Origin of the sequence: Amycolatopsis sp. NBC_01307 (assembly GCF_035975215.1) — a bacterium.
Lineage (GTDB): Bacteria > Actinomycetota > Actinomycetes > Mycobacteriales > Pseudonocardiaceae > Amycolatopsis.
The window spans coordinates 8,625,606-8,646,350 of the sequence record NZ_CP108403.1 but is presented as its reverse complement, the minus strand read 5'-3'; the positions used below and the strand labels follow the sequence as shown (position 1 = coordinate 8,646,350).

At 72.7% G+C, this 20,745-nt stretch carries 12 protein-coding genes and 1 pseudogene; 6 read left to right on the top strand and 7 right to left on the bottom strand.

Features of this window, described 5'->3' with window-relative positions:
• Positions 1-3: 3 nt before the first annotated feature.
• The 3 genes from OG439_RS38275 to OG439_RS38265 all read left to right on the top strand — a co-directional run bounded on the left by OG439_RS38275 (position 4) and on the right by OG439_RS38265 (position 3,746).
• Positions 4-1,446: a CCA tRNA nucleotidyltransferase gene (locus tag OG439_RS38275; protein WP_326945418.1), complete on the top strand. Its 1,443-nt coding sequence runs from the start codon at positions 4-6 to the stop codon at positions 1,444-1,446.
• A gap of 101 nt (positions 1,447-1,547) precedes the next feature.
• Complete coding sequence (locus OG439_RS38270) at positions 1,548-2,882, top strand: sensor histidine kinase (protein ID WP_326945417.1); 1,335 nt, start codon at positions 1,548-1,550, stop codon at positions 2,880-2,882.
• A gap of 12 nt (positions 2,883-2,894) precedes the next feature.
• Positions 2,895-3,746 (top strand): class I SAM-dependent methyltransferase, encoded by an 852-nt coding sequence (locus OG439_RS38265; RefSeq protein WP_326945416.1) that lies wholly within the window; start codon positions 2,895-2,897, stop codon positions 3,744-3,746.
• On the opposite strand, the gene OG439_RS38260 is transcribed toward OG439_RS38265, so the two are convergent.
• Genes OG439_RS38260 through OG439_RS38235 form a run of 6 tightly spaced genes read right to left on the bottom strand, consistent with a single transcriptional unit; the run spans position 3,747 to position 16,498 of the window.
• Positions 3,747-5,654 (bottom strand): TNT domain-containing protein, encoded by a 1,908-nt coding sequence (locus OG439_RS38260; protein WP_326945415.1) that lies wholly within the window; start codon positions 5,652-5,654, stop codon positions 3,747-3,749.
• Between the two features lie 36 nt (positions 5,655-5,690).
• Entirely contained in the window at positions 5,691-8,597 is a 2,907-nt protein-coding gene (locus OG439_RS38255; RefSeq protein WP_326945414.1) for an ADP-ribosylglycohydrolase family protein, read from the bottom strand.
• A 16-nt stretch (positions 8,598-8,613) separates the two neighbouring features.
• Positions 8,614-10,854, bottom strand: a complete 2,241-nt coding sequence (locus tag OG439_RS38250) for an ADP-ribosylglycohydrolase family protein (RefSeq protein WP_326945412.1) — start codon at positions 10,852-10,854, stop codon at positions 8,614-8,616.
• Positions 10,855-12,258 carry a TNT domain-containing protein gene (locus tag OG439_RS38245; RefSeq protein ID WP_326945411.1) on the bottom strand — a complete coding sequence of 468 codons (1,404 nt, stop codon included), beginning with the start codon at positions 12,256-12,258 and terminating at the stop codon, positions 10,855-10,857. It lies immediately after the preceding gene.
• Complete coding sequence (locus tag OG439_RS38240) at positions 12,255-12,704, bottom strand: hypothetical protein (RefSeq protein ID WP_326945409.1); 450 nt, start codon at positions 12,702-12,704, stop codon at positions 12,255-12,257. The genes OG439_RS38245 and OG439_RS38240 overlap by 4 nt, the downstream gene beginning before the upstream one ends.
• Positions 12,704-16,498: a toxin glutamine deamidase domain-containing protein gene (locus OG439_RS38235; protein WP_326945408.1), complete on the bottom strand. Its 3,795-nt coding sequence runs from the start codon at positions 16,496-16,498 to the stop codon at positions 12,704-12,706. The genes OG439_RS38240 and OG439_RS38235 overlap by 1 nt, the downstream gene beginning before the upstream one ends.
• Before the next feature lie 6 nt (positions 16,499-16,504).
• On the opposite strand from OG439_RS38235, the gene OG439_RS38230 reads away from it, so the two are divergent.
• The 3 genes from OG439_RS38230 (at position 16,505) to OG439_RS38220 (ending at position 18,301) form a co-directional block, all read left to right on the top strand.
• Complete coding sequence (locus OG439_RS38230) at positions 16,505-16,747, top strand: hypothetical protein (protein WP_326945407.1); 243 nt, start codon at positions 16,505-16,507, stop codon at positions 16,745-16,747.
• The gene (locus tag OG439_RS38225) at positions 16,748-17,491 is read left to right on the top strand and encodes a hypothetical protein (protein WP_326945406.1); all 744 of its coding nucleotides are present in this window, start codon (positions 16,748-16,750) and stop codon (positions 17,489-17,491) included.
• Positions 17,492-17,845: 354 nt separating this feature from the next.
• Positions 17,846-18,301 carry a hypothetical protein gene (locus OG439_RS38220; protein WP_326945405.1) on the top strand — a complete coding sequence of 152 codons (456 nt, stop codon included), beginning with the start codon at positions 17,846-17,848 and terminating at the stop codon, positions 18,299-18,301.
• Positions 18,302-20,311: 2,010 nt separating this feature from the next.
• Here the strand turns inward: OG439_RS38220 and OG439_RS50475 are convergent.
• Positions 20,312-20,737 (bottom strand): annotated as a pseudogene (locus OG439_RS50475) (WXG100 family type VII secretion target); the annotation flags it as partial.
• Positions 20,738-20,745: the final 8 nt, after the last annotated feature.

Here is a 20,745-nt window from a genome sequence, read left to right as displayed (position 1 = left end):
TACGTGAACGACGTGGTCGCCAAGCAGAACGCGGTGGTGGAGCGGATGCAGGTCCCGCCCCTGGCGGAAGAGCTGGCGGAAAGGTTCGCCAGGTCCGGTCACCGGCTGTACCTCGTCGGTGGCAGCGTGCGCGACGCGCTGCTCGACCGGCCCTCAGGCGACCTCGACTTCACGACGGACGCGCGGCCGGACCGCGTGCTCAAGATCGTCAGCGACTGGGGCGACGCCGTCTGGGACGTCGGGATCGCGTTCGGCACGGTCGGCGTGACGAAGAAGGGCATGCAGCTCGAGATCACCACGTTCCGCGCGGACACCTACGACCGCGTCGGCCGCAACCCCGAGGTCACCTTCGGCGACACCATCGAGGGCGACCTCCTGCGCCGCGACTTCACGGTGAACGCGATGGCCATCGAGCTCGCGTCCAAGACGTTCATCGACCCGCACGACGGGCTGCACGCGCTGGCCGAGCGGGTGCTCGACACGCCCGCGACGCCGCAGGAGTCGTTCGCCGACGACCCGCTGCGGATGCTGCGGGCCGCGCGCTTCGCCGCCCAGCTCGGCTTCACCGCCGCGCCGCGGGTGGTCGACGCGATGACGTCGATGGCCGAGGAGATCGACCGGATCACCGCCGAGCGGGTGCAGGCCGAGCTGTCGAAGCTGCTTCTGGCGGCCGACCCGCAGCCGGGCCTGGAGCTGCTGGTCGACACCGGGCTGGCCGAGCGGGTGCTGCCCGAGGTGCCCGGGATGCGGCTGGCGATCGACGAGCACCACCAGCACAAGGACGTCTACCAGCACTCGCTGACCGTGCTGGCCCAGGCGATCGACCTGGAGTCCTCGCACGAGCCGACGTCGGAGCCCGACCTGATCCTGCGGCTGGCGGCGCTGCTGCACGACGTCGGCAAGCCGGCGACGCGGGAGTTCCAGGCCGGCGGCGGCGTGAGCTTCCACCACCACGAGGTGGTCGGCGCGCGGATGGCCCGCAAACGTTTGCGGGCGCTGAAGTTCTCCAAGGAGATCATCGACGACGTCTCCCAGCTCGTGTTCCTCCACCTGCGGTTCCACGGCTACGGCAAGGGCGAGTGGACGGACTCGGCGGTCCGCCGGTACGTCACCGACGCCGGCCCGCTGCTGAGCCGGCTGCACAAGCTCGTCCGCGCCGACTGCACCACGCGCAACCGCAAGAAGGCGGCCGCGCTGCAAGCGACCTACGACGACCTCGAGGCCCGCATCACCGCGCTCAAGGCCAAGGAGGACCTCGACCGCGTGCGGCCGGACCTCAACGGCGAGCAGATCATGGAACTGCTCGGCCTCCGGCCGGGGCCGGACGTCGGCAAGGCGTGGAAGTTCCTCAAGGAGCTGCGGCTGGACCGCGGGCCGCTGGAGCACGACGACGCCGTGGCGGAGTTGAAGAAGTGGGCGAGTGCGGAGGGAATCGGCAACTCCTGACCAAACTTCGGTGAATTCCGTAGAACGCTGGACCTCGGCGCCACGGATTGGGGATACTCCGGACCTCGGCTCACCGATGTGACCAGGGAGTTGTCTGCGCGATGTCCACTGAAGCGCCCGACTCGCCGAAAGCGGTGGGCGGCGGGAGCTTCTTCGTGGCGCTCCTGCGGCAGGGCGCGCCGGCCATCGCGACGGCCACCAGCGAGCTGTCGGAGGAGATCGGCGACCCGACCCCGATCCACGCGCTGAAGCGGATCTCGAAGATGGCCGGGCCGATCGACCCGGCCCAGCGCGACGGCCTGCTGCTGCGCGCCACCCGGTACGTCGTGCTCATCCCGCTCGCCTACCGGCTGCTCGCCGTGCCGGGCCAGTTCGGCGTCCACGTGCTCGAGCACGGGACGACCGGGTTGCTGCCGGTCGGCGTGTTCACGCTGCTCTCGGTCGTGCTGAACGTCGTCGGCTTCCGCTGGATGCTCCGCTCGGCGCCGTTCCACGGCCGCGACGCGGGCAAGCTGCTCGCCGTCGACATCGCGTTCACCGTGCTCTCGCCGCTGGTCCTCGCGCTGACCGTGCCGCGGGAGGCGTACTTCGACGCGCTCGCGGTCAGCAGCGTCCACCTCTTCGGCGAGGCCGGGCTGCTGACGCTCGCCCTCGGCGTCCCGGCCGGCCTGGTCTTCGCGCTGATCAGCTTCCCGCTGCGGATGCTGGCCAACTGGCTCAACACCGGCCAGTTCCACGTCGACGCCGCGTTCTCGACGTACTCCGCGCTGCTCGCGCTGATGTTCCTGGCCACCGCCGGGCTGGTGCTCACCGGGCTCGGCACCCGGCTGGCGCTGGCCTACGGCACCCGCAACGGCCGGCTCGCCGAGCGCGCCCAGCAGCACCGGATGCTGCACGACACCGTGCTGCAGACCCTCGAGGCGATGGCGCTGTCCGGCACCACGAACCCGGAGGAGCGGCTGGTCGAGATCCAGCGGCTCGCCCGGGCGCAGGCGATGGAGATCCGCCAGGAGATCGAGTCGGCGGCGTCGGAACGCGCCGAGGCCGGCGCGCGGCCGCTGGGCGAGAAGCTCGCCACGCTGGCCGCCGAGATGGCGCGTGACGGGCTGCGCGCCCAGCTCGTGGTGGCCGAGCTGGACGACGACACGCTGTCCGAGGTCCGGCAGATCGCCATCCGCGACGCCGTCCGCGAGGCCCTGCGGAACACGATGAAGCACTCCGGCACCGACCGGGTCGTCGTGCGCGTCGAGGCGCGCGACGGCGGGATCGCGGTCATCACCCGCGACCACGGCACCGGCTTCAGCCCGGCCGACCGCCCGGCGGGCTTCGGCATCAGCGAGTCGATCACCGCGCGGCTGGCCGAGGTCGGCGGGACGTCCCTGGTGGAATCCAGCCCCGGCGGGGGCACTCGGGTAACGCTCTGGGTCCCCTTCTGATATCTCCTTGGCATGACCTCGATCGAGCTGCTCGCCGACGCCCTCGCCGCCTACCGCGCCGGTGACCGCGAGCAGGCCACCGACCTCGCCGGCCAAGCCGGCCGCGACGGCTCCTCACTGGCCGACGAGCTGCGGACCTACCTCGCCGGCGACGGCTCCGCGCCGGTGTACGACGCGCCGAGCGCGTTCACGGCGTTCATCCGCGGCGGCGGCAACGTGGGCCTCTACCGGGCGCTGAGCGCCGAGCTCGCGGCCCGCTACGACGCCGGGAAGCCGGAGTCGCTGCTCGACCTCGGCTGCGGTGACGGCCTGGCCGTCGTGCCCGCGCTGGAGCAGGCGACGCACGTGCCGAGCCGGATCGACCTGGTCGAGCCGTCGGCCGCGCTGCTCGAAGGCGTCCACGAGCGGGTGCCGGCGGCCCAGTGCTGGCAGTCGACCGCGCAGGAGTTCCTGGCCCGCGACGACCTCGGCTGGGACTTCGTCCAGTCGACGTTCGCGCTGCAGTCCATCGAGCCGGAGCAGCGCGCGGAGGTGCTGCGCGCGATCCAGCTGCGCGCCGGGACGCTGGTGCTCGCCGAGTTCGACGTCCCGGAGTTCACCGAAGGATCGCCGGAGCACCTGCGCTCGCTCGTCGAGCGCTACGAGCGTGGTGTCGCGGAGTACGGCGAAGACGCTTCGCTCGTCGCGCAGGGTTTCCTGCTGCCGGTGCTGCTCGGCCTGGTCGCCGGGCCGGAGCGGACGAACTGGGAGCACCCGGCCGCGGCCTGGGTCGAGCAGCTGAAGACGGCGGGCTTCACCGACGTCGGCGTCGAACCGCTCGCCGACTACTGGTGGTCGCCCGCCGTCCTGATCACGGCTTCCTGATCACACCCGGCTCAGGGAGCCCGTCTCGAGGTGCTGGGCGATCGGCCGCGGCAGCAGGTACGCGACCGCACCGCCCGGCATCCCGCTCCACGGCGCGGTGACGCCGGTCAGCACCCGGATGGACCGCAGCACCCGGTACTGCCGCTTCTCCCGCTCGCGCTCGAACGCCAGCGACGTCTCGACGAACCGCGTCGCGTCGGCGTGCACCAGGTTGCCGGTCTCGTTGCCGAACCGGACGACCTGCGTGCCCGGCGGCAGGACGATCAGGCGCTTGCCGCGGTAGAAGTTCAACGGCGGTTCGCCGCGCATCGGCAGGATCGGCCAGTCGGCGGGCTGGTCGGACTCCTCCGCCGGGCGCGCCGGCAGCATCAGCAGCACGCCGAGCAGGAACCGGGCCGCGTCACCGAGCGAGGTGAACGCCACCGGCTCGTCGGCGGGCGGCCGGGAGACCTCCCAGCCGTTCTCGGCGCGCCGGAGCGTCCAGACGCCTTCGGCCGGCACCTCGTTCGCGCCGATCCGGTAGGTCGCGGCCGGCACGCCGTGCTCGGCGAGCCGCTGCTGGAGCAGCTCCAGCGTCTCCGCGCCCTTCAGGTTCCGCACCTGCTCGCCCTGGGCGACGCGGGTGAGCGCGCGGTCGTCGGGCAGGTCGGTGGCCGTCTGCGGCGGCCGCGGGTGCCCGGCGACCTCCGCCTCCGCCGTCGCCCGGACGAGCTCGCCGACGAACGGCGGCCGGAACCCGGCCGCCCGGACGTGCTCGACCAGCTCCGGCTCCGGCGGCACCCCGTACTTGCGCAGGTAGTGCGGCACGGCGGCGGGCCAGATCCAGGTGCCGTCGGTGTGGAACGCGTTCGGCACCTCCGGCTTCGCGCCCGGCACCCCGAAGATGTCCGGCAGCGGCGTCGGCCGGTGCAGCGCGACCGGCGCCCGGAACAGGTAGTCGAGCACGCCGCGGACCTGGTCCGGCGGCACCGGTGGCCGGTTGACGACCGGGCGTTCGCCCTCGGCGTGCGAGTCGGCCGCCCTGGCGAGCCGGAAGGTCAGGTCGAGCGGGAGCCCGGCGCGCGCGGTGAGCCACGACGGCAGGTGCTTCGCCGACCGCGGGAACGTCGCCAGCTCCAGCTCGTAGGCCGCGGTCGACGGCCGGCCGCCGTCGTTCGGCGGGACCCGCCACTCGGGCTCGCGGTCGGCGTCGAAGTCGAAGTCGAACTGCGAGGCCGAGTCGAGCGTGAACGTCCCCTGGAACCACGTCCCGGACTCGGGCTGGTACATCGACGCGCGCAGCCGCGCGAAGAGCCCGCCGAGACGCGGGACGGCGGGCAGCGAGACCGAAACCGGCCCGTCCTCGTCGCCGACCGCGCGCAGCTCGATCTCGGCGTAGTCGCCGACCTGCCGGAACTGCGCGCCGACGCGCGCCCAGCCGCCCGGCACCGTGTGCAGCAGTGTCCGCCCGATGGCCCGCAGCAGCGCGTTCTGGTCGCCCTCGCCCGGCTTCGGGCGCGCGTCCGGCGCTTCGGTGAAGTCCTGCCGCGCCTGCCAGATCGACTGGACGCGCTTCGCCGGCACGGTCACCGAGAAGTCGGTCAAGCCCAGCTGGGCCGCGCGCGCGGCGTCGTCGCGGACCCAGCGCAGCGTCAGCTCGGGCCGCTCGCCCGGAGCGACCTCGAAGACCTCGTCGTCGTACTCGCAGAAGGTGCGCAGCGTGAACGTCGACGGCACCTCGCTCGCCGGCACCACCCGCGCGGGACGGCCGTCCTGCTCCTTGTCGAAGCCGTCGGGTGCCTCGTCGTCCGGCAGCACGGACAGCAGCACCGTGCCGTCCGTGGTGGAGCGTTGCGCGCGGAAGGTCCCCTCACCCCACGCGGCGTACAGGCCGTCCGGGCGTTCGGCGACCTCGACCCGGTAACGCACGTTTCGTCCTCCCCTGACCCCAGTGACACCGGAAACCTAGTCGAGCGGGTACCGAGCGAACCACCGGTCTTCGTCCGGCGCATCCGCGCCGAACTCGGTGAGCGCGTCGTCCGCCAGCTCGACGATGACATCGCGCAGCTCGAGCTGGTCGAGCCAGCTCCGCCGCAGTGCTTGCTCGCCGTACATCGCGCCGACGAGGTTGCCGCAGACCGAACCGGTCGAATCGCTGTCCCCGCTGTGGTTGACGGACGCGAGCAGCGCCGTGTCGGCGTCCGTCGTGGTCAGCGCGACGTAGACGGACATCGACAGCGCCGTCTCACCGACGTTGCCCTGCCCGAGCGACTCCACCTTCTCCGGCGTCGGCGGCCCCTGCTCCGCCAACGCCAGCGCGGCGTCCAGCGCCGCGCTCTGCTCCTCGTGCGCCGGGTACTTCACCAGCTCGGCCCGCGCGGTCGCGACGGCGTCGAGGAGTGCCCTTCCGTGCAGCAGTTCGTGCACGATGACCGCGAAGCAGCCCGACGACAAGTACCCGCTCGGGTGACCGTGGGTCAGCGCCGCGCTCTCCGCGCCGAGCCGGAACACCTCGGCGAGGTCGTCCGACCAGAGCGCGATCGGCGCCGCGCGCATCACCCCGCCGCAGCCCTTCGAGTTGTTCACCGGCCGGTCCACGGTGCCGCGGACGCCGGAGCGGCCGTACGCCTCCAGCTCGCCGAAGCACGTCAGCCCCGGCGCGCGGCGGCTGAACAGCTCCTGGTGCGTGACGAGCCAGCCGTCCGGCGCCTCGACGTCGGACCGCGGCCCGCGCGCCCGGTCCCACGCGACGCCCTGGGTGTGCAGCCAGCGCTGGTAGGCCAGCTGCAGCGAGTGCACGACGTCGGCGGAGCCGGTGTGCCGCCGCTGGGCGTGCGCGCGGATCAGCGCTTCGAGCGTGAACAGCGTCATCTGCGTGTCGTCGGTGATCCGGCCGACGCCGCCGTACGCGGGGATGAAGTCGGTGATCCCGGCCGGCCCGGCGAGCTCGCGGATCCGGTCGATCGAGTCGAACTCCGTCTTCGCGCCGAGCGCGTCGCCGATCGCGCCGGCCAGCAGGCTGCCGCGCAGCCGTGAGCGCAAGTCCGGTCCGGCCGCGGCTGGCGGGGGCTTCGGGGTGAACCGGCCGCTCGGGTACCGGCGCTCCCACCGCGCGTGCTCGGCCGTCTCCGTCTGGAGGCCGTTGCGGTTGAAGTACCAGAAGACGTCGCTCGCGACGTCGTCGAGCAGCCCGAGGTCGGGCAGCGCCGCCACCCAGGCGGCGGGCAGGCCGGGCACGCCGAGCCGGGCGCCGACCATGGCGCCGGCCAGTGCCCCGGCGACCGGGCCGGACCGCGCGGCGAGCGTGATCGCCGCTTTCGGGTCGTAGCCGCGCTTGGCCGCGGCGAACAACGCGCGGCCCAGCACCGACCGGACGCTCCGGCCGTCACCGATGCTTTCCAGCTGCGTGACGTCGTCGGCGTCACGGTCTTCGCGCAGGGCCAGCGTCGACGTTGCGAGCTCGCCGCCGAGCTCCCCCAGCCGCAGGTGCACCGGCAGCGCGAACTCCTCCCGCGTGAGCAGCGCCTGGAACAGGGCCACCAGCAGCTCGACGCCTTCGGTGACCTCCGGCCCGGCCGCACTGCCGGTCAGCTCGCGGGCGACGTCCTTCGCGTACTGCTCGCCGTCGACATCCGCCAGCGCCACCGCGCCGGCCGGCGTCGCGGCCAGCGCCGTGGCCAGCAGCGCGGAGAACTCCGCGGGCGCGGGGCCCGCGTGCCGGGTCGCGACGGCCAGCCAGCCGACCGGGTCCGGCTCGGGCAGCGTTGCCGGCACCTCGCCGGTGGGAACGGGCGGCAGGCCGCGCAGCACGGCGTCGGTGTGGAACAGCAGGTGCCGCGTCAGACCGCCCAGCTCCAGCCGGCCCGGTTCGGCACCGCCGCCGAGCGCGTCACCGATCGCGAACCCGACGTACGCGCCGACGATCCGGTGCCACGCGAAGCGCCCGGCGAGCGTGCCCGTGGCGAAGAACTTGCCGGACGTCCACGGCACCGGCCGCGGACCGGCGTCCTCACTGACGTGCGCGATCAGCCCGTTCGCACCCAGGTCGGCCGGCCACTGCGGGTCCTGGCCCGCCCGGCGCCGGACGCCGTTGCGGTGCTGCCAGGCGAACCCGCGCAGGTACCGGACGCACTCCGCCGGCGTCAGCTCGACGCGGTGGTCACGGGCCTGGTCGACGGCGTAACGCAGGTGGCGGGTCAGCAGGTCCGGCGGCTCGATGCCGAACTCCCCGGCCAGCGCGGCCAGCGCCTCGGCGACCTCCGGCCCGGCTTCGGGCGCCGGCTCGTCGAGCCACGGCCGGGGGGTGGTGTCGTGCCCGGCGTCCGCCAGCTCGGCCGCGGCCAGGCTGCGGACGAGCCCGGTGCCCGGGTCGAGCGTCAGGCCGGTCCCCGGCTGGTGCCGCAGCAGTTCGCGGACGACCACGCGCCACCGCTGGGGGTAGCGGCCGGGCACCTTCGCCGACGAGCTGAAGGCGATGACCTCGTGGCCCGAGGTGCCGGGCACCGGCCGCAGCAGCGGCTCGCCGTCCGGCGTCGGCACGAGGACTTCGGTGTCGAGCAGCGCCTGCGCGAACTCGGCGCGGCTGATCCAGTTCGCGCCCAGGTAGTTCAGCAGCTTCTCGGCGTCGGTCGTCGGCTTCGGGAAGCCACGCCAGACCGGCCCCGGGGTGTAGCCCTCGTTGGCGCGGCGCGGGCCGGTCGGCTCCCCGAACAACGTGTACTGCGCCCAGCCGCGGATCGCGCGCACGGGGATGCCGAGGCCGGGGAACGCCGCTTCGTCGAACTCCGGGTCGACGTCCGGGCGCCACTCGACGAAGCCGTCGTCGACCGCCGCGGCCGCGCCGGGACGCGCGACAGCTTCCTCTTCGCTCATTCTCCCCATCCTCGCGCTAATGCCGCGGGTACCGCTCGATCCACCGGTCGCCGAGCGCGCTCAGCGCCGAGTGCCGGTCGAAGTGCCAGTAGGCGTCCGAAGCCACGTTCTCGACCAGGTAGCGCAGCTCCAGCTGGTCGACCCACTTCTGCGGCAGCCCGGGGATGCCGGTCCGCGCGCCGAGCAGGGCGCCGGCGATCGCGCCGGTGAGCGCGCTGCGGCCGGAGTGGTTGACCGCGCGCAGCAGCGCCTGCTCCGGGTAGTTCTCGAAGCCGGACAACGCCGCGAAAGCGCGTCCGAGCACCGAGAGCGTGCCCTTGCCGTCGCCGATCAGCTCCGGCATCCGCAGGTCGGGCAGGCCGTGCTCGCCGAAGAACGGCACCGACTCGGCGACCATCTCCTTGATCTCGGTCCACTCCGGACCCTGCTGGAACTGGTTGTCCGGGTTGAGGATCTCCCGGCCGAGGTTCCAGATCGGGAAGCTGAACGCGTCCTTGGTCAGCGCCTGCTCGAACAGCCAGGTCAGGTAGGTCGCCGCGGCCAGGTCGGGCTCGCCGGGGTGGGTGACGCCGGCCATCGCGCGCACGGCCTGGCGCGCGCCGCCGCTGAACCCGCTGCCGGGACCGGCCATGGTGAGCGCGGCGGGCAACGCGGGCAGCAGCGCGGCCGGGCCGGCCAGCGGCGTGCCCCCGGCCCCGGTGGCGAGCTGGTGGTAGGCGTTGAGCTCGGCGTCGTCGGCGTCGCGGCGGGCGTGCAGGTCGGTCACCTGCACGAGCCAGCCGTCCGGGTGATCCAGCGGCGCGCCCTGCGTCTTCAGCCAGCGCTGCAGCGCGCCGCGGGTGACGTCGGGGAGCAGCTGCTCGGCCTCGCGGGACTCCGGCTGCTCGCGGTGCGGGCTGCGGATCACGGCCTCGGTGTAGAACAGCAGCCGCTGCGTCAGCGAGCCGATCCGGCCCGGCTGGTCGAACGCCGGGAGCAGGTCGGAGACGCCCTCGATGCCGTACTTCGCGTGGATGTCGTGGAGCGGCATCCGGTCGACCGCGGCGCCGAGCGCCTCGCCGAGTGCGAAGCCGACGAACGCGCCGGTGACGCGCTGCCAGCCGTAGCGGAACCCGTCGAGGTCCCGCTCGAAGTACTTGCCGAACGTGTCCAGCCGCGGCACCGGGCGCCCGTCGTTGTCGTACGCCGGCGCCAGGCCGTTCGCACGCAGGTCGTTGGGCTTGCTGCGCGGCGGCTCGGGCATGGTCATCCGCTTCAGCCACGACTCGCCGAGCACGGTCTTCGCGCACTCCTCGGCGGTGAGCTCGTAGCCGCGCTTGCGGGCCCGCTCGGCCGCGGCGAGCGGCGGCTTGACCGGCGCCGGCAGCGCCATCCGCGACGCGGTGTCGGCGGCGACGCGGATCAGGTCCTCCTCGGCCTCCGGGCAGCGGCCGTGGACGTCGATGCGCGGCTCGTGCCGCGGGAACCGCTTGACGATCTGGGCCAGCTCGTTGCTGGAGACGTCTTCGATGGTCGTCGGGCCGCCGTTGATCACCAGGTTCGGCGGGTGCTCGAACTCGGCCAGCGTGGCGACGTCGACCCGCCACCAGCCGTGCTCGCGCGGGGGCAGGTGCCGCGTCGAGCTGAAGACCTTGAGCTCGTTGCGCTCCTCGGCGAAGTAGAACCGGTCCGTCTTGCCCGTCTCCAGGTCGAGCGGCACGAACACCTCGCACCGGATCAGCCCGATGAGCAGCAGCTCCCGCGTCAGCCAGCCGACGCTGGCGAACGACAGCAGCGTCTCGAGCGTGTTCTCCGGCTTCGGGTAGCCACGGCGGATCGGCCCGGCCTTGTACTCCGGGTTCTCGCGCTCTTCGCCGGTCTGGTTGCCGTCGGCGTCGACCTTCACCCAGCCGGCGACGGCCTGCAGCGGCACGCCCAGCTCGCCGAGCCCGGCCTTCACGTACTCGGGGTCGACGACCTCGCGCCAGTTCTCCTGCCCGGGGAACGCCACCGGGACCGAGAGCCCGCCGGGGTGCGGGTGCGCCTGGCGCAGCTCGCCGTCCGGCTCGCGGACCACCACCGACGGCGGCGGGAAGATCTCCTTGTCCGGCCGGCCCTCGTCGAGGAACGCGATCGTGTTGTAGGGCACCGACCAGCCTTCGGGGATGCGCAGCACCTTCTCGGTGTCCACCCGCAGCCCAGCGGGACCGGAGACGTCCGGGCCGTGCACCGCGCGCAGCCACTGGCCGACCTTGGCAATCGCTTCCGCCGCTTCCACCTACTCGATCCTCTCCAGGCTTCCGTCGGACTCGTGCTCGGCGATCGTCTTCGGCAGCACGTAGGCCACCGCGCCTCCCGGCAGGTTCGCCCACGGCACCGTGATGCCGGTGATCACGTGCACGGGGCGTCTCAGCCGGTAACTCCGCTGCACCCGTTCGCGTTCTAGCGGCAGCGACGTCGTGGCGAACCGTACCTCCCCGTGGTGAACGAGGTTGCCGGGTTCCTCGCCGAAGCGCAGCACGACCGTACCCGCCACCAGCCGGGTGATGCGCTTGTTGCGGAGCAGGGTGAGGGGAGGCTCACCCGGGGCCGGGTGCACCGGCCAGTCGGCCAGCTCCCGAGCCGTTTCCAACGGTGTTTCGTGGCCGGCCGTCATCCGGGCGGGGTGCAACAGCAACGCGCCCAGGAGCTGCTGCGCGGCGTCCTCGAGCCGGCCGAAGTGCTTCGGCTCGCGGGGCGCGCCGTCGGCGTACGCCGCGACCTCCCAGCCGTCCGGCGTGTAGTTGAGGCACCACGTGCCGTCCGCGCGGTCGCCGACGCGGTACGCCTCGGGCCAGACCCCGTGCTCGCCGAGCCGTTGCACCAGGACGGTCAGCAGCTCTTCGTCGTCCAGCGACGGGTCCGGCGTGGTCTCCAGCGCCGCGACGACGTCACCGCCGGTCGTCTTGCCGTCGGTGCGCCCCGGCTTCGGCCGCGGCTTCCCCAGCAGGTCCGCCTCGGCGGTCCGCCGGACCAGCGGCTCGACGTACGGCGGCTGGAAGTGGTGGCGCCGGATGTGCGCGACCAGGTCCGGCTCGGGTGGCAGGCCGAACTCGGCAAGCAGCCGTGGCACGGCTTCGGACCAGATCCAGGTGCCGTCGGAGTGGAAACCCTCGGTCACGACGGCCTCGCGCTCGAGGTACTGCAGCACGAGCGGCGCCTCGGTGTCGGTCAGCAGCGGCCGGTCGGTCTCCGGGCCGCCGACGTCCGCGATCCGGAAGACGACGCCCAGCGGTAGCTGCGCGCGGATCCGCCACCAGTCCGGGACGTGCTCGTCGGGCCGCGGGAACTCACCGAGCTCCTCGGGGAACGCCGTCGCCTCCGGCGGGTCCGTCCACACGGGCTCGTCGTCGAGCGCGAAGTCGAAGTCGAAGGTGCCGTCGGGCGCGAGCGTGAACCGCGCCTGCAGCCAGGTCCCGCGCTCCTCGGTGTACATCCCCTGCCGCAGCCGCCCGAAGAGGTCGGCCAGCCCGTCCGGCGTCGCGGCGTTGTGCCCCTCGACCTCGACGTGCTTCCCGACCTGCCGGAAGTCCACGACGGCCGGCCGTCCGGCGTCGGCCCGGTGCTCGCGCAGGAGCTTTCCCAGCTGCACCAGGAGGGCGCGCTGCTCATCGGGCGAAAGTCGTTGTTCCACGTGAATCATTGCCTCGGGTAACGCGGCTTGGCTTCGAACGTCGGCGCCTCACCGGCCGCACGACGGGTGGCTTCGTCTTCCCACATCTTGAAGGTCCGCTTGTAGATCGACTGGACCAGTGCGGACTCCTGCGGCTCCAACCGTCGGCTCTCCCGTTTCCTCGCCTGCTCGTAGAGCCCGCCCACCGTCTCGTAAAGCGCGAAGATCGGCCCGTCGCCGGTCAGGTGGAAGTCCCGTTCACGCTCGGTCTCCTGGACGAATCGTTCTTCCTTGAAGGGACCGTCGATGTTCGATTCGGTGGTCGACCAGATGACCTCGCGGATATGGCTGCTGTCCTGGACGAAGAAGCCGCTCTGCAGGTCGAGTAGGAAGCCGACCAGGCCGCCGTCGGGCGTGGCGTCGATCCGGTAGGTCCGGGAGTAGTACTTGTAGAACATCGGGGTCTGGAAGGCCATCAGCCGCTCTCCTCGGATGTCAGTCCCCGCCGGAACGCTTCTTCGAAACGGCCTCGGACCTGCTCGGTCAACGCCGCGTCGAGCGCCGCTTCTTCGGGCGACAGGATGCCGTCGCGCCCTTCCTTCCTGCTGAAGGTCTCGAAGTCACGACGCACCTCGTAGAGCGCGTGTTCGTACGACGCCACCTCGTCGATGTGCGTCAGGTGCAACCGCAGTTCGGCGACGTGCCCGTTCGGCAGCCGCACGTTGAGCTGCAGGTCCCGGTAGCCACTGCCCTTCGGCTCGGCCAGCCGGTCGGTGAAGTCGACGATCGTCAGCTCGGGGTCGTTGCGCACCGCGTCCAGCGCGCGGTACATGTCCGCCACCCGCTCGAACTGGATCTTCGCACCGACGAGGTCGTGCAGCTTCCCGCCGTTCCAACCGTGCTTCTCGATCTTGGCCAGAGCGCGTACGTCGTCCTTGGGCTCCGGCCGGAACCCCGCGTGACCGTCGGTCTCACCCGCGATCCGCTCGGTGATGCGGTTCAGCGTGCCCTGGGTTTCGGGCCAGCGCTCGCGTTCCTCGGCGACCCATTGCCGGCAGTACTCCGGATCTCCCGCCCTGCCGAGGTCGAAACTCTCGTGCAGCCGCAACCCCCGGTCGACATCCGTGGCGATCGCCGCGACGTCGGCAGAGATCTCCGCCTGCTCGGGAGTCGGGTCGAACGGCTCGACCCCCTGGTGCTCGACGTCGTCGACCACGCTGTACCCGCGCTCGTTCACCTCGTGGACGGCGTCTTCCAGGATCGGGATCGCCTCGGGGTGCTTGAGCAGGCTGGCCAGCGTCTTCGGGTTGTCGAGCAGCGAGCGCGTCAGGTAGTCGTTGGCCGGATCGGTGAGCACCCGCACCAGATCGGGGTGCTCGCCGAGGTGGGCGCGGATGTAGTCGGCGTCCGGGTGGCCGTCGAGCGCCGCGGCGACGTCGTCGCGGGCCAGGAAACCGTCTTCGGAAATGCCGTAGCCGCCGTGGGTTTCGGTGTGCACGTGCTCGGTCTGGACGTGTTCGGTGCCCGGCGTCCCGACGTGCAGCAGCTTGATGTCCTTCGGCGGGTGCGGCAGGTGCATCAGGTCGCCGGACTGCGGGTCGATGAACGCGACGCCCTCGCGGGTGTGCACGACCATCGCGACGTGCCCGTACTCGACGCCGTTGGGGCCCTCGTACTTCACCGCGACCACGGCGTGGTGGTCCACCGGCCGCTCGCGCATCTCGCGGATGACGTCGTCGTAGCTCGCGCGACCGGAGAACGTCTCGCCGAACCGGCTCTCGATGTGCTCGAGCGTGCCGCGGGTGCCCATCTCGTGCAGCGGGATCGGCTCGGCCGTCGCGTCGCCGCCGTGCAGCCGGTCCCAGTACGCCTCGGGGCCGCGGGTGCAGTTGGAGACGTAGCCGTTCTCCAGCGCGCCCGGCTCGTGGAAGCCCGGGTTGACTTCGCGCAGGTGCGGATGGCGGTCCTGGACGTAGGCCGCGCGCTCCGCCGGCGTCGCCGCGCCGGCGTGGATGGCCGGCTCTGCGGGCGGGTTCGTCGCGCGCGCCAGCGACGAGTAGTCGTGGACCGGCGCTGGCGTCGGCGGTGTCTCGGCCGGGCCGTCGAGAACGTCGCTGACCGAGGTCGGGTGGTGCTCCACGACCGGCTCGTTGAGGCCGCCCAGGCGTTCGGCGATCGACTCCTGCTTGCGCCGGTCGAACTCGGCCGCGTTGTGCTCGTTCTCGGCGCGCCGCTCGGCCATCTTCCGCTGCGCGGCCTCGGGGTCGAGGTAGCGCGGGTGGCCGGGCCCGATCTCCTCGGCCTCGACAACCCACTTGCGGCGCCCCTCTGGCGTGATCTCGAGCCGCTTGTCGTGCACCAGCAGCTGCGTCCCGGGCGGCGACAGCGACTCGCGCTCCCCCGGGTTCTCGGCGAGCTTCGAGATGTCGCGGACGTTGTCCGACCGGACGTGCAGCTCGACGTCGTCACCGAACTTCGACGTCGACAGCTCACCGGTCTTGATCGACGCGCTGGAGAACGCGGGCTCGACGACCACTGAACCCGGCTCGTACGGCCCGGCGACCAGCTCGGCCAGCCGCGGATCGCCGCCGACGTCGATGCCGCGGACGGTCTCGCCGGACGTCCGCGGCACCTGGCCGAGGCCGTCGACGATCGCGCGGGTGTTCTCCTGCGCGAGGTCGAACCCGGGGTGGCCGGGGCCGCGGCGCAGGGCGTCGTTGACGTCGTAGGCGTACTCGCCGCGGGTGTAGCCGTGGACCGCGACGGCGCCCTCGTCGGTCAGCGGCGTCCCGGCGGCGTCCCGGCGGGCGAGCGCGCGGTCGTGGACGTCCTGGTAGACGTCGTCGTCGCCGACGGCCCGGCGGATGCTCTCGTGGTCGGCCGGGGTGGCGTGGTGCTCGCCGTCGAAGAGGTAGCTCTCGTCGTGCGGCCCGCGCTCGGGCGTGGGGTTGAGCCGATCCGCGATCTCCGGCGCGTGGTGTGGCGCCGCGTCTCCGCCGCCCAGCGGCATCTCGTGGATCCCGGTGGCGTCGTGCGGCAGCTCGGCCAGACGGCCGGTGACCGGATCGGCGAAGACGACACCGTGCTCGGTGTGCACGCCGGCGACCAGGTGCGTCTCGCCGCCGGCTTCGAAGGCCACGGCCGTCCGCGCGCCGACCGGACGTTCGCCCAGGTCACGGGCGACGTCGCCAAAGCTGTCTCGGCCGCTCCACTGCCCGCCGAGCTGGTCACTGACGTGCGCGGGGCCCTGGTTCGTGCCCGGCCCGGCGCCGACGTCTTCGCCGTTCATCCGCCGTTCGAAGGCGACCATCGACTCGGCGGAGTTGGTCCGGAAGCCGCCTTCGAGCGCGTCCGGGCCGTAGTGGTTGCGCGTGTTGACCGCGGCGAGCTCGGGAACGGCGTCCCGGACGAGCCGCGCGTGCTGCTGCGGGCTCTCGACGGACCCGGCGTGCAGCACGGGCGCACCACCCGGCGTGAGCGGCTCGGCGAGCCGCGACCAGCCACCGTCGGGCTCCCGCGTCGCCGGCACCCGCCGTTCGGCCGCGGGCGGCTCGGCGTCGTCCCCGCCCAGCAGCTTGAACAGGTTGCCGCTCGGCTTGAGCTCGGGGTGTTCGGCGTAGAACTTCTCGGTCTCGGCGTCGGCCTCACGCTGGAACCGCTCGTCGTCGGCCCGCTCCTGCGCCCGCCGCTCGTCGACCGCGCGCTGGGCGTCGGCGTCCCCGAGGTGCCGCGGATCACCGGCGGTGACCTCCTCGGCGTGCACGACCCACTGCGGCTGGTCCATGGTGCCACCGGAGCCGTGGACGTAGTCGGGGTGCTCCGGGTGGCCCGGACCCTTCTCGATACTCGTGATCTCGAACTGCGACCCGGCCTTGAACAGCACCTCGCGTTCGCGCCCGATGCTGGCCATGGACTCGACGTCCCGGCCGGTCTTGGAGTCGATCCGCATCTCGACCTCGCCGGGGAAGATGCTCCGCGGGTGCTCGCCGTCGACCTTCGACGAGCTGAGGAACGACGGCTCGGTGATGTGCGCACCCTCGTGGAACCGCCCGAGGAAAGCCTGGACCCGCGCAGGATCGCCCTGGAAGTCGATCCGCCGAGAGACGGTCCCGACGTGCGGCGGCATCTCGTTCAGTCCAGAGACGAGCGCCCCGGCCTGCGGAGCGAGGTCCGCAAGCTCCGGGCTGCCGAACCGCAAGGCCCGGTTGAGCGGCCCGACCATCTCGTGCCGCGTGTAGGCGTGCACGGCGAAGGCCCCGTCATCGGACATGCCGGGATGGAACTCGTCGCGCTTGAGGAGCGCCTCGCGCCGGACCTGCTCGTGCCGCCACTCACCGGTCTCGGAGCTTTGACGCCCAGAGTCGATGAAGGTGTCCTCGATCCGCCGAACCCCGGCGGGATCATCGGTGTGGAACCGCTCATCGGTCAGGTAGGGCTCATCAGCGCGCCCCTGCTGCGGTCCCGGCACAGCCGAGTCGTCGCCATCACCGTGCTGTTCGGCAGGCGCCTGCTCAGCTGAGTGTTCGGCGAGCGGTCGCTCTGCGGGCTGTTCTGCATTCGGCTGCTCGGCGGGGTGTTCGGCGGGCAGTTGCTCCGCGGGTGCGTGCTCAGCAGTTGCCTGGTCAGTGGGCCTTTGCTCGGTGCGTGCCTGTTCGGCAACTGCCTGCTCAGCGGCATGCGATTGCTGGCCGGAGCGCTCAGCCGGTACCTGCTCGCCCGGCCGGTCCTCGGCGGTTGCCCGCTCACCACCGGGTTGCCCGGCCGCCTGCTCAGCAGGCCGTTCAGCCGCACGGTCCTGCTCAGCGGCCGACGGTTCGGCAGGCCGCTCGGCCGCAGGCGCGTGCTGCTCAGCTGCGTGGTTGGGGGTGGCCGATTGCTCGTCGCCGGGCTGCCGGACCGCCCGCTCGGCGGGCTCAGCCGCGTGGCCGCGCCCGACCGGCGCCGGCTCAGCCGCGTGTTCCCGGGCCGGCGCCTGTTCGCCCGGTCGCTGAGGAGCGGTCGGTTCCGCCGGACGCGCAGGTTGAGCCGGTCCGGCGAACCGCTCCGTCGCCGGCGCGACGGGCGGTCGCGAAGCTTGGTCAGCCGGACGATGCACCGGCGGCTGCTCCGGGGCGCGATCCACCGGCCGAGGCTGCTCGAAAGCCCTGGGCGGCTGATTGTGCGGACCGCGCGGAAGATTCTCCTGCGGCGGCCCGAAGCGCGGCGGCGGCACCACACGCGGATCATGCGGCGGCATCGGCGGCCGCCCACCAGTCGGCGGTGACGGCATCGAAGGCCGCCCACCCGGCCCCTGCGGCCCCCGCGGCTGGTTCGGATACCCCGCAGGACGCTGCCCACCCTGCGACGGCCACCCACCCGGCGGCATCCGCCGAGGATCATTCGGATGCGGCCCACCCTGCGACGGATGCCCCTGCGGAGGCGGCCCCCCATGAGACGGCGGCCCCGAACGCCCACCCTGCGCCGGCCCCCCAACCTGCGGACCCTGCGACGGCAGCCCACCTTGCCGCGGCAGCCCACCCTGCGTCGACGGCCCCCCATGCAACGGCTGTCCACCTTGCGGCGGCTGCCCACTATGCGGAGCCTGCCCGCCCTGTTGCGGCTGCCCGCCACGCGGCGCTTGCCCACTGCGCGACGACTGCTGACCCTGCGACGGCTGCCCGCCACCACTGTGCGGCGACTGCCCGCTCTGCTGCGGCTGCCCGCCGTGCGGCGCTTGCCCGCTGTGCGGCGGCTGTCCACCCTGCTGAGGTTGCCCGCTGTGCAGACCCTGCCCGCTGTGCGGCGGCAGCCCGCTCTGCTGCGCCCGCCCGCTGTGCGGAGCCTGCTCACCGTGGGAGGTCGGCCCACCCTGGATCGGCTGTCCACCGGGGCTGGCTTGTCCCCCGTGCTGCGCCGGTCCACCCTGCGTCGGCTGCCCACCGAGCGGTGCCTGTCCACTGTGCTGCGGCTGCCCGCCCTGCGGTGGCTGTCCACCCTGCTGGACCTGCCCAGCGTGAGGCTGTTGCCCACCGTGCGGTGCCTGCCCGATCTGCTGCGGCTGCCCTCCGTGGACTGGCTGCCCAGTCTGCGGTGATTGCCCACCATGAGGCGGTTGCCCACCATGAGGCGGCTGCCCACCTGGCTGCGGCTGTCCGCCGTGCGGGGCCTGTCCACCGTGTTGCGGTTGCCCACCCTGGGGCGACCGACCGCCCTGCGGCATTGGCGGCTGACCACCCGGCGGCATCCGGCGCGGGTCCTGCGGCGGTACTCGTCGCGGCTGCTCGTGCGGGGGTTGGCCACCTCGCGGGGGCATCGGCGGCGTCGGCCCGCCCGGGCGCGGACCCGGGCTACCCGCGCGTCCGCCCGGAGCACCGCCGCTCGGCATCCCGCCAGCCTGCGGCGTGAATCCGCCAGCCGGTGGGGGCGACATCTGCTGCGGCGCTCCACCGCCCTGGAACGGCGTTGGTCCCGCGTCCGCAGCGAGTGGCTGGCCCGGGCCGCCGGTGAACCCGGCTGCGCCGACGTTGTCCGTCGGACGTCCGCCGCTCTGCCGTCCCGGCTCGGGGCCGAATGCCGGCGGGGCCATGCCATAGCCGCTGCTCGACGAGCCGCCGGATGAACTCTCGCCGTGCGCCGAGCCGCCGGACGAGCCCCCGGCCTGCGACGGGCTCGGCGAGCCGCCACCGTACGACGGGCTGCCCGCCGAGCCACCGCCGTGCGACGGACTGCTCGGCGAGCCTCCGGCATGCGACGGGCCGCCAGAGGAATCCGCGCCGTGCGAACCGCCCGACGAGCTGCCACCGTGCGACACCCCACCCGACGAACTCGGCATTCCGCCGCCACTCATCGGGGGCGTTGATCCACCTGCGGGTGTCTGCTGCTGGGCAGCCGGACCATCCGACGCGACTCGCTGCGCCTCGGGCTGCTGCTGTGCGACGGGCTCAGCCGCCTGACGTGCAGGACCCTGCGCATCGGGCTCCGAACGGTGCGACGCGGATTCCGGCTCCCGCTGGGAAGCAGGTGCCTCACCTCGCGACTCAGGCTCTTGCCGCGACTCTGCCTCGGAAGACGCCTCACCCCGAGACTGCGGCTCAGACGCCGCCTCACTCCGCGACTCGGGCTCGGACGGCGCCTCGCTCCGCGTCTCCGGTTCTGACGACGACTCCGCCCGCGACGGCGGCTCTTCACTCCGAGACTCCGGTTCCGACGACGAATTCGGCTCCTCCGAGCCCCGCCGCGAATCCCCGGACTCGTCGGCACCCCGGGACTCACCCGGGCCGCTCGGGTCGCCGAATTCACCGGTGCTGCGCGAACCCCCGGACTCGCCCGATTCACCAGAGCTGCGGGACTCCCCAGAGCTGCCCGAGTCGGAATCTCCCGAGCCCGAGCCTCCGGACTCGCCGGTCCCACGAGACTCCCCGGAGCCGGAATCCCCCGACCCCGAGTCCCCGGAGCCAGAACCCGACTCCGAATCCCTCGAGCCAGAGCCAGATCCCGAGTCCCCGGCTCCCGGGTCACCGGCGCCAGTCCCAGACCCAGCGCCCCCATCCCCACCAGGCTCAGCCCGCGGAATGTTCGCCTCGTGCACCGAGTGCATCTGCTCCTTGGCGCCCCCAACAGCCCCACCGACGGCCCCACTCGACGCGCCCGTCAGCAGCTGCTCCGGCGTCAACGACCCGAGATCCCCAGTCACCGCGGCCTGACCGACCGTCTGCGCGACCCCTTCGGCCGCCCCCCGCGCCCCGGCGCGCATCGCCGCATCCGCGATCTGCCCACCAGCGCTGTGCGACAACCCCTCGGTCGCTCCACGCCCGATCGCGCCGCTGCCGGCTCCGACGACTCCGCCGACCGCGCCCGAGATCGCCGAATCCGAGGTCTTGGACCAGTCCCAGCTCTGGCGGTCGCCCTTCGCCATCTGCAGGCCTTGAATACCCGCGTCCATGCCGAGGTTGATGGCCTCGTTCTTGAGGACCTCCATGCCGATCTTCTTGAGGCCCTGCTTGAGCAGCTTCTCCAGCAGCTCCTTCGCGACCTGCTTGAACCCCTGCTGCGCCAGCTTCTCGAGCAGCTGCCGGAACAGCATCTGCACGGTCATCCGCGTCGCGATCTGGGCCGGCGCGATGCCCGCCGTCGAGCCGCCGAACGTCACCGCCGCGGCTGCGATCATCGCCGCGATCTGGGCGGCCAGCACGATCAGCGAGATGATGATCATGTACTTCGTGTACTCGACGTCCAGCGCCGTCTGGTCACACGAGTCGCCCAGCGCCTTCGTCGCGTCGGCCAGCTGCTTGAAGTACGCCTCGTCGCCCTCGACGAACTTCTTCCACTGCTCGACGAACGCGTCGGCGCCGTCACCCGTCCAGTTGTCGCGGATCCCGGACGCCGCCTGGTTGCCGGCGTCCGAAGCCGGGCCGATCGCGGACGACGCCGTGTGCCACGCGTCCCGCAGCGCGCGCAGCTTGGTCTCGTCGCCCTCCGGCCAGCTCTCGCCGACGACGATGGGCAGCAGCCACTTGACCGCGTCGGGCATTTCCATAC